General features: G+C 65.9%; 9 protein-coding genes. All 9 read right to left on the bottom strand.

Annotated features, from left to right (window positions below):
- Positions 1-23 precede the first annotated feature (23 nt).
- The 9 genes from PE058_RS08445 to PE058_RS08405 all read right to left on the bottom strand — a co-directional run bounded on the left by PE058_RS08445 (position 24) and on the right by PE058_RS08405 (position 13,445).
- Positions 24-1,316, bottom strand: coding sequence for an adenylosuccinate synthase (locus PE058_RS08445; protein WP_020086863.1), 1,293 nt, complete (start codon positions 1,314-1,316; stop codon positions 24-26).
- A gap of 191 nt (positions 1,317-1,507) precedes the next feature.
- The gene (locus PE058_RS08440; RefSeq protein WP_271030331.1) at positions 1,508-3,226 is read right to left on the bottom strand and encodes a mucoidy inhibitor MuiA family protein; all 1,719 of its coding nucleotides are present in this window, start codon (positions 3,224-3,226) and stop codon (positions 1,508-1,510) included.
- Positions 3,227-3,538: 312 nt separating this feature from the next.
- Positions 3,539-4,375 carry an outer membrane protein gene (locus tag PE058_RS08435; protein WP_271030330.1) on the bottom strand — a complete coding sequence of 279 codons (837 nt, stop codon included), beginning with the start codon at positions 4,373-4,375 and terminating at the stop codon, positions 3,539-3,541.
- Between the two features lie 203 nt (positions 4,376-4,578).
- The gene (gene glmM, locus PE058_RS08430) at positions 4,579-5,931 is read right to left on the bottom strand and encodes a phosphoglucosamine mutase (RefSeq protein WP_020086866.1); all 1,353 of its coding nucleotides are present in this window, start codon (positions 5,929-5,931) and stop codon (positions 4,579-4,581) included.
- 409 nt (positions 5,932-6,340) lie between these two features.
- Positions 6,341-7,441 carry a dihydropteroate synthase gene (gene folP, locus PE058_RS08425; RefSeq protein ID WP_271030329.1) on the bottom strand — a complete coding sequence of 367 codons (1,101 nt, stop codon included), beginning with the start codon at positions 7,439-7,441 and terminating at the stop codon, positions 6,341-6,343.
- A 77-nt stretch (positions 7,442-7,518) separates the two neighbouring features.
- Entirely contained in the window at positions 7,519-9,444 is a 1,926-nt protein-coding gene (ftsH, locus tag PE058_RS08420) for an ATP-dependent zinc metalloprotease FtsH (protein WP_020086868.1), read from the bottom strand.
- 203 nt (positions 9,445-9,647) lie between these two features.
- Positions 9,648-10,997 carry a tRNA lysidine(34) synthetase TilS gene (tilS, locus tag PE058_RS08415; RefSeq protein WP_271030328.1) on the bottom strand — a complete coding sequence of 450 codons (1,350 nt, stop codon included), beginning with the start codon at positions 10,995-10,997 and terminating at the stop codon, positions 9,648-9,650.
- A gap of 87 nt (positions 10,998-11,084) precedes the next feature.
- Positions 11,085-12,170 (bottom strand): tol-pal system protein YbgF, encoded by a 1,086-nt coding sequence (gene ybgF, locus PE058_RS08410; protein WP_020086870.1) that lies wholly within the window; start codon positions 12,168-12,170, stop codon positions 11,085-11,087.
- Between the two features lie 213 nt (positions 12,171-12,383).
- Entirely contained in the window at positions 12,384-13,445 is a 1,062-nt protein-coding gene (locus tag PE058_RS08405) for an OmpA family protein (RefSeq protein ID WP_020086871.1), read from the bottom strand.
- Between the last annotated feature and the right edge of the window lie 137 nt (positions 13,446-13,582).

The following is a 13,582-nucleotide window of genomic DNA, read 5'->3' as shown; positions in this document are numbered from 1 at the left end:
CAGTCAGCGCAGGCCTACTGCCCTCAATCCGCAAACGGATCGCGCATCAGGATGGTGTCGTCGCGCTCGGGGCTCGTCGAGAGCAGCGTGACCGGGCACTCGATCAGCTCCTCAATGTGGCGGACATACTTGACCGCCTGCGCCGGAAGGTCCGCCCAGCGCCGCGCGCCCCGCGTCGACTGCGACCAGCCCTCGAACGTCTCGTAGACCGGCTCGACACGCCCCTGCGCGTGCGCGCACGCCGGAAGACGCTGCAGCTTCTTGCCGTCGAGCTTGTAGCCGACGCACACCTTGATCTCGGAGAAACCGTCGAGCACGTCGAGCTTCGTCAAGGCGATGCCGTTGATGCCGGAAACCTTCGCCACCTGCCGCACCAGCACCGCGTCGAACCAGCCGCAACGCCGCTTGCGTCCGGTCACCGTGCCAAACTCGTGGCCGCGCACACCGATGGTCTCGCCGATCTCGTCGGTGAGCTCTGAGGGGAACGGCCCCGCGCCCACGCGCGTCGTGTAAGCCTTGGCGATGCCGAGCACGAAGCCGAGCGAGCCCGGCCCCATGCCGGACCCGGTCGCGGCCTGCGCCGCTACCGTATTGGACGAGGTGACGAACGGATACGTGCCGTGATCCACATCGAGCAGCGCACCCTGTGCGCCTTCGAACAGGATGCGCTTACCCGCCTTCCGCTCTTGGTCCAGCAGATCCCACGTGACATCCACGTAAGCGAGCACCTTGGGCGCGATCTCCTGCAGATCCGCCATCACCGCGTCCTTGCTGATCTCGGGCTTGCCGAGGCCGCGGCGAAGCGCGTTGTGATGCAGCAGAAGACGGTCGACCTTGGGGCCGAGCGTGTCGACGTTGGCGAGATCCTGCACGCGGATCGCGCGCCGCCCCACCTTGTCCTCGTAGGCCGGCCCGATGCCGCGCCCCGTGGTGCCGATCTTCCCGTCTCCGGCCGCGTCCTCGCGCATCACGTCGAGCTCGCTGTGGAACGGCAGGATGAGCGTCGCGTTCTCCGCGATACGCAGGTTGTCCCGGGTGATGGAAACGCCCTGCGCCTTGAGCTTCTCGATCTCGGCGGAGAGCGCCCAGGGATCGACCACCACGCCGTTGCCGATGATGCCGAGCTTGCCCTCGCGCACCACCCCCGAAGGCAGCAGCGAGAGCTTGTAGGTTTTGTCGCCGATCACCAGCGTATGGCCCGCGTTGTGTCCGCCTTGGAAGCGCACCACCACATCGGCCCGCTCGGAGAGCCAATCGACGATCTTGCCCTTCCCCTCGTCGCCCCACTGCGCGCCGACGACCACGACGTTAGCCATGTCTTCCACCAATTCTCATGAAATGGCCCCGGCTGATCGAGCCGGGGCCGGAACCATCTGATTTACATTTAGCGTCGGTCGCGGCCCTGGCCAACAACTATCCGCCACCGCCCGCACGGCTCCGCAGGAAGGATTTCCCGGGACAGAAATACTCCGACCAAAGTCGTGCAGCCGCAACCGCGCCTGCGCGATTATTGCCGGTAAATTATGGACTTAGCGGAGGGCCAGGAGACCCGGTAACCAAACTCGATGGTCTGCTCCTGGTCCGGTTCGAGTTTGCCCTCCCACACGAGAACGCCGCGCTTGTCGTCGACGTTCTGCTTGCTCGGCGTCGTCCGGCCCGTCAGCTCCACCTTGATGTCCTGGTTGGCCGAAACCGGGATCTGATCGAACACCGCGAGCGCGATCGCACGCTCGTGCATGCTCTTCACCGACAGCACGTAGTTGCGGCTGTCCGTGCGCGAGGTCGAGATCAGGCCCGTCTCCCCGCGCGTCTCCTGCGCAACGGCATGACGCACGCGGACGAGGTCGTCCGTGCCGAAGCCGAGCTCGTGCTCCTCGCCCGGCGAAAGCAGCGGCAAGCGCCCCGTGCCGACGAACGTGCCGTCACGGAAGAGCGCGACGGAGCCCGGCAGTAGCGGCGACCCCTTCGGCAGCGTGAACTTGGCATAGAGATAGGCCTTGGCATCGACCTTCGGCACCGCGCGGATCGCGAGCTGCGGCTCGATGGTCTCGGCGCCGAGCTGAACGCGCTTGGCTTCCCCCGTCTCCGGAATGGTGAGCCGCCCCGGCACCGCATAGAGCGCGTGGAACGGCGCCTGCACGACCTCCGCCGGACGCTCCGCCAAGGCCGCCCTCTTGCGGGGGGCCGGAGCAGCAAGGCCGTCGTTGTCCTTGAAGCGGGCTTCCGCCTCGAGCTGCGGGGCGGCCTCCTCCGGCGCCATGGCGCGTCCCGCTGCGGGAGCGGTCGTCGGCATCGCGACAGGCGGCGGAGGCGCCGGACGCACCTCCGGCTCGAAATCGACGATCAACGGCTTGAGATCCGGCGCGGCAGCCCCGGCGGTGGGGCGCGTCGTGGAAAGCGTGAGCGCGACGTTGTCCCAGCTCTCGCCCGTCTTCTGATTGATCGAAGCGCGCCGCGCGAGATCGATCTTGGGGGCAACCGTCTTGGCGCCCGTGGCGAGACGCACATCATAGAGAGGCGTCCAGGACGCATGCGAAACCTGATAGCGGATCGTGATGTCCGCTTCGAGCGGGGCCTGCGCCACCACGAACACCTTTGCTTCTGTACGCTCGGTCTTCTCCGGGGCAATCGACGCGAGCGACTTCTCGAGATCCTCGATCTTGCGGTCGGTCTCGCGAATACGAACCTGCGCATCCTGGATGGTACGCTGCGCGTCCGCCGAGCCTGCCGAGATCAAGGCCAGGATCGCAGACCAATCCTCGCCGCGCTCCGCACCCGCCGTGGGCGCCGGCCGCGTCGGAAGCTGTGTGAGATTGGAGATGAGCGTCTTCTGCGTCTCCGCGCTCTGCACCAGCGCATCGAGCCTGGCGCGATCGTCGCGCAGCGCTTCGATCTCCGTTTCGATCTTGCGCCGCTCCGTGGCGGAGACTTCCGCATCCGCGCGCGGCACGAGCAGCTTGCGCGTATCGACGGAGCCGATTTCGAGCTTGCCCGTGGCGTTGCCTTCGACGCGGATTGAGCCTTCGACCGCGCTCGCCGGCAGATCCTTGAACAGAAGCGTGTGCTCACCCTTCTCGAGCTGCACCTTGGCGACACGCAGAACCTCGGCCCCCATCGGGAACACGGTCACCGCATCGACGCGCGACTGGGCATCGACCTCGGCGGCGCGCACGAGCCCTGTGCTCGCCATGAGAGACAGAAGCGTGACAACAAGGACTTGCTTCACGGGGCGCGACCTTTCCGCTGGAAGTGAGATTGAGATGAAGGCATATGGCATACGTCGCCACGGTTGCTCAGGCGTTTATGCTCCGAAGCGCGGCAGCCATCCGATGGCTCGTGTGCGGCCGTTTCGAGACCAAATTATGGCCGGGGCGTCCTTTTCTCACGAGCGTGCGACACGTCAGTGTCCGCACCGGCGCACATCCGTTAACCGTACCGAAAAACGAAACGGGGCCGGCAACAGCCAGCCCCGTTCGAGCGGTGAAAACCAACGAAGACGCAGCCCGGGACACGATACGTCGGGCCGCGCCTTCTATTCCTATTTGAACGACACCGGGTAGACCGGCTGCGGCTGATCGAGGCGATAGCGCGCGCTGAACAGGAGATCGTGAGAGACGATGTCGCGGATCTCGAGGCCGTTGTACCAGCGGGTACCCGTGTAGTCGGTTGCACGCCCAGTATCGACGCTGCCGAGATCGGTGTAGCGATAGCCGAGGTCGAGCGTGAACTGCGGGGTCACGTCGTAGCTGATGCCGGCATAGAGAGCCCACGCGAAGTTCGTCGTGGTCTTGTCCTTGTCACCCAGATAGATGGTGCTGTTCACGACGTTGACGTCCTTGAAGCCCTGGACGTCGAGCGAGGCGATACCGATGCCGCCGCCGATGTAGGGCGTGATGCCGCGCCAGGTGCCGAGATCGATGTAAGCGTTGGCGAGGCCCAGCCAGCTCTCGATGTCAGCCGTATATTCGTTGACGTAAGGCGCGCCAGGTCCATGGTACCGGTCTTGCGCGACGAAGAGCTGCTTGCCGCGATATTCGCCGGTCACATCGAAGCGCAGCCAGCGGCTGTGCTCGACACCGATACCGAAGCCGTAGAGCGCGGTGCTCTTGATGTCTGCGTGATCGACGGTGAAGTTGCCGCTCTGGTAGCCAGGGCCTTCCGTACCGCCGCCGCTCGTCCAGATCGAACCCGGCTCGGCGTTCTTCATACCGATGGTGCCCTTGAGATACCAGGCGCGGCCCGACGGCGGCGGAGGCGGAATGTCCTTCACGCTTCCGTATCCAAGATCGGCAGCCTGTGCAGGCGCGACGGAGAACGAAAGAATAGCTGCGCTGACCGCTGCGCCCGCGAGGACGCAAACGCGTGAGAATCTCATGACTGTCCCTTTCGAATGCGGCCGCGCATGGGCACGCGGGCCTTAAACAGACGCAGCACTTCCTTCGAAGGACTCTGTCGGAGAACGTTTAATATACACTTAAGCGGTGTGCCGTTTCAGTGCGCACAACATGGCGACACCCGCACCTTGCGGCACGGGTGTCACACAGTCGTCGATGAAAGATTTCGTTAAGACTTGAAGCCCTACGCAGCCTGCGCGGCGGCCTTCACTGCTTCCACGATGTCGCCCACCACAGTGTTGACGAGCTTCTCGTCGTCACCTTCCGCCATCACGCGGATCACAGGCTCCGTACCCGAAGGACGAATGACGAGACGTCCGGCATCGCCCAGCCGCTCCTTCGCGCCCTCGATGGCGCGGCGGACACGATTGTCGTCGAGCGGCTTGCCGTTGGCATAGCGCACGTTCTGCAAAACCTGCGGCAGCGGCGTAAAGCGCGCGCACACTTCCGAAACCGGCTTGCCCGTTGCCACCACGCACGCGAGGACCTGCAGCGACGACACGAGACCGTCGCCCGTCGTCGTGAAGTCCGACAGCACGATATGGCCGGACTGCTCGCCGCCCACGTTGTAGCCGTGACGGCGCATGTGCTCGACAACGTAACGATCGCCCACCGGCGTGCGCACGAGCGACAGGCCGTGCGACTTGAGATAGCGCTCGAGGCCGAGGTTGCTCATCACCGTCGCGACGATGCCACCCGCGCTGAGCTTTCCGCGCCGGTGCCAGCTTTCGGCGATCACCGCCATGAGCTGGTCGCCATCCACGATGTTGCCCTTCTCGTCGACGATCACCACACGATCCGCGTCGCCGTCGAGCGCGATGCCGATGTCCGCCCGGATCTCGCGCACCTTGTCGATCAGCGCTTCGGGCGAAGTGGAGCCGCACTTGTAGTTGATGTTGCGCCCGTTCGGATCGACGCCGATCTTGATCACCTCGGCGCCGAGCTCCCAGAGCGCTTCCGGCGCCACCTTGTAGGCGGCTCCGTGCGCGCAATCGATCACGATGCGCAGGCCGTTGAGCTTGAGGTTCTTCGGCAACGTCCGCTTGGCGAACTCGATATAGCGTTCCTGCGCGCTGTCCACGCGCGTGGCCCGGCCGATGCGGTCCGCCGGCGCCAGCAATTGCTCGCTCGGCCCATCTATCAGACGCTCGATCTCGAGCTCCGTCTCGTCGGAGAGCTTGTAGCCGTCCGGATCGAACAGCTTGATACCGTTGTCGTCGTAGCGGTTGTGGGACGCGGAGATCATGACGCCGAGATCGGCGCGCAAGCTGCGCGTCAGCATGGCGACGGCAGGCGTCGGCATCGGCCCCAGCAGGAACACGTCCATGCCGACGGACGTGAAGCCGCTCATCAATGCCGCCTCCAGCATATAGCCCGAGAGGCGCGTATCCTTGCCGATGACGACCCTGTGGCGGTGCGTGCCGCTCTGGAAAAGCTTGCCGGCAGCCATGCCGACCTTGAGAGCGACCTCGGACGTCATCGGATGCTTGTTCGCCAAGCCCCGAATGCCATCGGTCCCGAAATAGCGGCGTGTCATCTGTTCCCTCACACGGAAGATCAACCCCGTGACCGCGCCCCGCAAAGGCTCCCCAGCCTCTTGCCGCGAAGCGGTGTCTACGCTTTGAACCAGAGCCTGACCGGAGGATCGTTTCGACCGCCGCCCGCTACACCCGACTCTGGAAAGGAACTTTAGAGCACGTTTGTGCCCTGAAAAACGATTCCAAATTTTGCCTGTCACAAGCCCCGGATGCTATCGGGCCGCTGTGCGCTCAACTGATCTTACGGCTGCGATTTTAAGCCGCCCGCGCCCCAGCGCCAAGACACCTTGGCGCACAAACCCCAGCCGGTTTGCGATGCCGTTTTGAACTGAAATTATTGACGGATTCGAAGACCACGCATGGGCGGCACGTCCGGCGCAAAAAAAATGCACGCGCCGCCTCGTCCCATCAGACCAGATTCGCCTCCGAGCCCGCCTGCGCCGCTTCCCAAACCGCGAGCGCCTGGCGCGTTTCCGCGACATCGTGCACGCGCACGATCTGAACACCTTGCGAAACAGAGTGCAGAGCCGCCGCGATCGACCCCGGCACGCGGTCGCGAGGTGCTTCGACATTGCAAAGCTGCCCGATCAGCTTTTTACGGCTCGCGCCCAGCAGCACCGGCACGCCGAGCCCATGATAGAGGCTCATCGCATTCAGCACGGCAACGTTGTGATGGAGGTGCTTGCCGAAGCCGATGCCGGGATCCGCGATGAGCCGCGACTTGGGAATGCCCGCCTCCACGCAGGCGCGGATGCGCTGCTCCAGGAAGTCGAACACGTCGAGCACCACGTCGCTGTATTGCGGATTGTCGTTCATAGTCTTGGGATCACCCTGAGCGTGCATCAGCATGACCGGCAGCCCGCTTTCCGCCGCCACGTCGAGAGCCGCCGGATCGTGCGTGAGCGCGGAGACGTCATTGAGAATGTCGGCTCCCGCCGCCGCCGCCCGCTGCATCACCTCCGCCTTGCGCGTATCGATGGAGATCAACGCGTCGGTCTTTGCGCGCAGCCCCTCGATCACGGGTATGACACGCCTCAGCTCCTCCTCCACCGGCACCGCATCCGAGCCGGGACGCGTCGACTCGCCGCCGATGTCCAGAATGTCGGCTCCCGCCTCCGCAAGCGCGAGACCGTGCGCCACCGCCGCTCCCCCCGTATCGTGCTGCCCGCCGTCGGAGAAACTGTCGGGCGTCACGTTCACGATGCCCATGATGCGCGGACGATCGAGCGAGAGCCCCGCGAGCCGGGGCCTGGGCGCGCGGATTTGCTCAAGGAGATCGGACGCGGCCAGCGTGTTCCGCCCCCAGTCGCGCTCGAACAGGTCTCCGAGGCCGATGGTCCGGCGCGACGTTCCGCGCGGACCACGCTCCAGCACTTCGAGCGCGGAGAAGGCAAGTGGCCCGCCCGCGAGCGGCAGACCGCCCCAGATCTCCTGCTGGGCCTCGAGCGTCTGGTCTCCCTGCCTCGCGGCATAGATCCCGAGCGGACGGATATAGAGGGAGCGTTGCATAATGAGACCCCGAAAAGAGAACGGCCGCGAAACCCTTCGCGGCCGTTCGAACTCTTAAGCGAGCACCCAGTGAGGCATCAAGCCTGCGGCTGAGGCTCCATGCCGCCGGTGCCGGGCTCCTCGCGCGGGCGCGTGCGGCCTGCGGTCGGAACAGCCGGGCCAGCCGAGCCCTTGGAAGAGTCGTCGTCACGGCGGATGATCTTATCGCCGCGCATGATCGCCGACACCTCTTCGCCCGAGATCGTCTCGAAATCGAGCAGCGCCTTGGCGACGGCATGCAGCTTGTCGATGTTGTCGGTCAGGATCTTCTTCGCCTTCTCCTCACCCGCGTGGATGAGGTTGCGGATCTCCTCGTCGATCAGCTTCGCCGTCTCGTCGGAGATGTTCTTGGTCTGGGTGACCGAGTGACCGAGGAAGACCTCCTGCTCGTTGCCGTTGTAGCGCACGCGTCCGAGCCTGTCGGACATGCCCCACTCCATGACCATGGCGCGCGCAAGCTGCGTCGCCATCTGGATGTCGCCGGTCGCGCCGTTGGTGACGTTGTCCGAGCCGCCGAGCAGGATCTCCGCCTCGCGGCCGCCGAACAGCACCGCAAGCCGCGCCTCGCACCACTGGCGCGTGCGGCTGTAGCGATCGCCTTCCGGCAGGTTCATGGTCACGCCGAGAGCGCGGCCACGCGGAATGATGGTCACCTTGTGCAGCGGGTCATAAGGCACCGACAGACCCACGATGGCGTGTCCCGCCTCGTGATAGGCCGTGTTGCGCTTCTCTTCCTCGCTCATCACCATGGAGCGCCGTTCCGCGCCCATCATGACCTTGTCCTTGGCGTCCTCGAACTCCGCCTGCGTCACGAGCCGCTTGTTGCGGCGCGCGGCGAGCAGCGCAGCCTCGTTGACGAGGTTCGCGAGGTCCGCGCCCGAGAAACCGGGCGTGCCGCGTGCGATGGTCTTGGCATCGACATCCGGAGCAATCGGGCTCTTGCGCATATGCACGCGCAGGATCTTCTCGCGGCCGATGATGTCGGGGTTCGGAACTACGATCTGGCGGTCGAAACGGCCGGGACGCAGCAACGCGGGATCGAGCACGTCGGGCCGGTTGGTGGCCGCGATGATGATGATGCCTTCGTTGGCCTCGAAGCCGTCCATCTCCACGAGGAGCTGGTTGAGCGTCTGCTCACGCTCGTCGTTGCCGCCGCCGAGACCCGCGCCGCGATGGCGGCCCACCGCGTCGATCTCGTCGATGAAGATGATACAGGGCGCGTTCTTCTTCGCCTGCTCGAACATGTCGCGCACGCGGCTTGCGCCGACGCCCACGAACATTTCCACGAAGTCGGAGCCCGAGATCGTGAAGAACGGCACGTTAGCCTCGCCCGCGACCGCACGCGCGATCAGCGTCTTGCCGGTGCCCGGAGGACCGACCAGAAGCGCGCCGCGCGGAATGCGTCCGCCGAGCCGCTGGAACTTCTGCGGATCGCGCAGGAACTCGACGATCTCCTCGAGATCGGACTTCGCCTCGTCCACGCCAGCCACGTCCTCGAACGTCACGCGGCCCTGCCGCTCGGTCAGGAGCTTTGCACGGCTCTTCCCGAAGCCCATGGCCCGGCCGGAGCCGGACTGCATCTGGCGCATGAAGAACACCCACACCGCGATCAGCAGCAGCATGGGGAACCAGTTGAGGATGACGGACAGGATCGACGGCACGTCCTCGTCCGACGGGCGAGCCTTGAACTTGACGTCCTTGGCTTTCAGCCGCTCCACGAGGCCCGGGTCCGCGGGCGCATAGCTGGTGAAGGGCGTCGCGTTCTCCCGCATCGTACCGTAGATGCGGTTTCCGGCCAGCGTCACCTCGGAAACGGTGCCCGCATCGACCGCGCTCAGGAAATCAGAGTAGCTGATCTCGCTCCCGCGACGGCTCTGTGACGGATTGTTGAACAGATTGAAGAGCGCGGCGAGCAGCACGAACACGGCTACCCAGATCGCAAGCTTCTGAAAGTTCGGATTCATCTGTGTTCCCAAAAAACCGGCCCAATACCGAGGGGCCGGAACGATCCGCGTCTAACTGGATGGTAAGATAGGTGCCGCGATCCTGTTTGCCAAGTTTATTGCCGGTCGCATCTGCCTCTATGACGAGGTAACGCTGCGGATTGGTGAAGGATATCGACACCGCGTTCAACAATGGCCCGCCGAAGCTGCCTTTGCGGCCCCTTTCAGCGCGTGCCACGCTTGAGCCCCAGGAATTGTGCCGTAAACCGGCTGTCGCTTTGCAGCGAGGGTACCGCAAGCAGCCGGTCCCCGTCCCAAAAAGCCGGCAAGCCCGCCGCGGCCCGTGCCGGCGGCCGGGAATAGGGGGAAAGACCATCCTTTAGGGTTGCATAAGCGGCCAGCCCGAGCGGTCGCACACTCACCGCCTGCGGGATGGGGGCCGGCGCGCCGCCAGCCTCCCCTTCGCCGTCACCCTCGCCTTCGAGAGGCTGATGCGGCTCGTAGCGCACCCGGAACCGCCAATCCCAGAGCGCCTCCCCGCCGCGAGACAGCATCATCTCGGGAAGCGCATGATGCCCGGGCTCCCGATAAAGCCGCAGCGTCGTGCGCCCTTGCGAGACGATGCAGCCGCCGAGCGTCTGGGCGAAAGGCATGCCCTGCGCGAGCACAGCCTCGAGCGCCTCCACCTGGGAGAGCTGGGCGGGCTTGGCATCGCCGCCAAAGGCCGCCAGGAGACGGGCGAGCATACGCACCCTCACCTCGCCCGGCTCGCCCCGCCAGACCTCTTGCGCCACCGATGCGAAGACGCCGTTGTGCTGGTCGACGAGGGCCGCGAGCCGCGCTTCCGTGATCTGCTCGAGCGCATCGCGCACTCGCAGCAGACGCGCCGCGCTGAGCGCAAGCTTCTCGTTGGAAAGGCCGAGCGCGCTGAGATGCTCACGGGCCATCCGCAGCCGGACCCGCTCGAAATCGAGCCGCTCGTTGGAGGGATCGTCGAGCCACGCTCCGTCCGTCTTCTTGAGAGTTCCGGCCAACTGCTCTTTCGAAAGGCCGAGCAGCGGCCTGACGAGATGAACGGAGCCGTCCGGCAGCAGCAGGCGGGACGGCGCCATGCCCGAAAGGCCGTCGAGGCCGCTGCCCCTGCCGAGGCGCATCAACAAGGTCTCGGCCTGATCGTCGGCCGTGTGCGCCGTCACGACGGCCGAAGGTGCCCCGCCGCGTGCGTGCGCGGCCAGCAAGGCATAGCGCGCCTCGCGCGCCCGTTCCTGGATGCTCGCGTCCGGCTTGTCGCCGCTCCACACCAGCGTCGTATGCTGAAAGCCCAGCGCCTTCGCGCGGTCCGCGACCCAGTCCGCCTCGCGTGACGACCCGGCACGCAGCCGATGATCGACCGTCGCGACATCGATGACGAGATCGTGCGGCGCCTGGCCGGACGCAATCCACCGCGCCGCGAGCACCATGAGCGCCATGCTGTCGGAGCCGCCGGACACGGCGAGCACCACGCGCTTGAACGGCGCCAGCAGCGGCGCGAACAGAGTTTCCAATGAATGATCGTGAAGGGGGCGCTCGTTCAAAGCCCGCTCCTGCTCCCCGGACGCAGTCCACGCAGGAGGATGTCGCCCGGAGCGGCCGTCATGCTCCCCACCGGGCCGCCGGCGCCGTCACGGACAGCCGATCCTCTGCCGCTCGCTGTCCGCCTTCGCCTTGAGATGCGCCGGCGCGTTCGGATACTTCGAGGTGACCGCACGCAGGCTCGTGCAGGCATCCTGACGCTTGCCGAGCTGCGCCAGCGCCATGCCGCGCTTCAACTGGGCATCGGCCGCCTTGCCGCTGGTGCCATAGGCCGAGATCACGAGGTCGAATGCTTCCGCCGCGTCCGCGTAGTTCCGCTGCACGTAGTGAGATTCGCCGAGCCAATAGAGCGCGTTCGGCGCCAGCGGATCCTGCGGATAGGACTTCAGGAAATCGCGAAACCCGGCTTGGGCCGCACCATAGTCCTGCTGAAGCAGATGCCCGTAAGCCGTTTCATAGAGCTGCTTCGGATTGCCCGCAGCAGCCGGATCCACGGCCGCGAGTTGATTGCCGCCAGTGGCAGCCCCACCCGGCGGCGGGAGAGTTTCGGCGCCGTAGGTCGAAGGAGGCACGGGCGGCGCACCGGCTTGTGTACCGGGCGCGTAATTCGGGTCGGCGAGCGCCCCGATTGGATCGGCGTTGTCCGAGGTCACAGTGGTCGAGCCGAAGCGGCTCGTTTGCGGCTGGTCGAAGCCCGGTTGAGCTGCCCCGCCCGCATCCGAGCGGCGTTGCCCGCCAGCAGCCTGCTGGGCCCGCACCTCGCCCGCAAGCTGCTCGACCTGCGCGGTGAGAGCACGGATCTGTGTCTCAATGCTATCGAGCCGGGCGCGATCGCCGGCCGCCACACCGCCACTGGCCTCCGAACGCACCGGAGCCGGCGCAGCTCCGCCCGTGCGCGCGAGGGATTCGAGGGTTCCGATCACCACCTGCAGATCGACGAGTTGCTCCTCGAGCTGCTCCACACGCTGACGCAAACCGGCAGACTCGCCGCCCCCCGCCGGGGCCGTCGCGGCAGGCGCCTTCTGCGCCTTTCCTTGCGCGCCCTTCACATCCGGAAGCTGCTCGCTCTGAACCGTCTGGGCCGTGGCTGCGCCAGCGCACCACAGCGCCGTGAGCAGAACGCCGGCCGCAGCTCCAAACGAGCGCCGCATGGAAAAGGACTTGACCGAATACATGGGCGAAACGCCCTCCTTCCCTGAAACGGCCGGATCACCGGCGAAACTCAAATCGCGAATTTCGGGCCCACCTTAGGTCGCGCCTTCGGCGAAGACCATGGCGCAGAGCCCGATGCCGCACCGTGCGCGGACCTCTCCGCCATGGTGCTCGCAATCGGCCCTGCTGTCAGTCCTTCACACGCGCTTGTCAACTTGAACGATCCCGCCGCGGGCTCACTGTGTGGGCGAAAACCCCAAATCCGAGCTTTCTCCCTGGACGCGGCGTATGGCGCCGTCGCCCAGCAACAGCCGCCCATCCAGAAGAACGGTGATCGCACGCCGGTTCTGAGCCAGACATTCGGGCGCCGGACAGTCGGAAACACGATCCTCCCGCCCCCGGCCATAGGCCGTGAGCCGGTCGGCCTCGACCCCCTCGGCGATCAGCCGGTCGCGCACGACGGCCGCCCGCTCGTCAGAAAGCCTCTGCGTCTCGGCATCCGGCAGCGCGCCGTCATCCGCGTGGCCTTCCACGGCCGCCGAAAGCTCGGGATGGCGAATGAGGAATCGCGCCTGCGCCTGGATCACAGCCCGCGCCCGCACGCCGAGGTTCGCGCTCCCGGCGCTGAAGAACACCCGGTCACCCGCATCCGAAAGGAATTGCCCGTCGATCGCCGACGATACGCGCGCCCGGTAGAGCACGGAGCGCGGGAGCACCGGAGCGGTGTTCACCGAAGCCGTCGTGGCTGGCGCACCCTGCGTCGACCACGGCAGCGCGCCGGTTGCTGTGTCCGGGCTCGTGAGCGGAGAGCCGGCAACAGGAGCGGCCTCGGCGGGCTGCGAGGGCTTGGCGGCGACGCCGCGATAGATTCGGCCGAGATGCTGGCGCGCCTCGGTGGCCTCGGTGCTGGCCGGCGCTTCCGCGACGAGGCGTTCGAACAGGCGCTGTGCCTCGTCCGTATGGCCGGCGTCGAGCGCCTTCATCGCGTCACTGTAGAGGTCTGCGGGCGCATCCTGCGGCGGCGAGGTCTTCTCCCATCGCTGGAAAAACCAGCGTCCGCTGCCGTTGTCGGATTCGTCGTCCTTGGCTTCCGGCACGCCCGCCGGCGGCTCGACGACCGAGAAGCCGTCATGCGGCTTGCCAATCGTGAACGTGCCGATCGGAACCTCGCGAAATTCTTGATTGTCTTGAGCTTGCGCGACCTGCGCCACGCCGCCGAGCACACTCGCGGCCGCCAAGACGCTTGCGGCGATCGTGATCCGAAGTTTGCTGACGTCCGCCGCGCCCCGCTTGCGCATGGATGGCATCCTCACCTTCCGCGAGCGCCCGGATAGAGCCAAACGCCCAGATAGTCGGGAAAACCTGTGCGCTCGCAATGCGGCTAAACTTTGCCACCTAACAGCCGGTTTGAGCGGAAAAATAACGCGTCTCGTTA

This window comes from Hyphomicrobium sp. DMF-1, assembly GCF_027886585.1.
Classification (GTDB): domain Bacteria; phylum Pseudomonadota; class Alphaproteobacteria; order Rhizobiales; family Hyphomicrobiaceae; genus Hyphomicrobium_C; species Hyphomicrobium_C zavarzinii.
This window is presented reverse-complemented; position numbering and strand designations above follow the sequence as displayed.

What these genes read in the sequence shown, in the direction of transcription:
- PE058_RS08445 (WP_020086863.1), bottom strand. Translation starts at nt 1,316, where the DNA reads ATGGCTAACGTCGTGGTCGTCGGCGCGCAGTGGGGCGACGAGGGGAAG.
- PE058_RS08435 (WP_271030330.1), bottom strand. Translation starts at nt 4,375, where the DNA reads ATGAGATTCTCACGCGTTTGCGTCCTCGCGGGCGCAGCGGTCAGCGCA.
- glmM (WP_020086866.1), bottom strand. Translation starts at nt 5,931, where the DNA reads ATGACACGCCGCTATTTCGGGACCGATGGCATTCGGGGCTTGGCGAAC.
- folP (WP_271030329.1), bottom strand. Translation starts at nt 7,441, where the DNA reads ATGCAACGCTCCCTCTATATCCGTCCGCTCGGGATCTATGCCGCGAGG.
- ftsH (WP_020086868.1), bottom strand. Translation starts at nt 9,444, where the DNA reads ATGAATCCGAACTTTCAGAAGCTTGCGATCTGGGTAGCCGTGTTCGTG.
- ybgF (WP_020086870.1), bottom strand. Translation starts at nt 12,170, where the DNA reads ATGTATTCGGTCAAGTCCTTTTCCATGCGGCGCTCGTTTGGAGCTGCG.
- PE058_RS08405 (WP_020086871.1), bottom strand. Translation starts at nt 13,445, where the DNA reads ATGCGCAAGCGGGGCGCGGCGGACGTCAGCAAACTTCGGATCACGATC.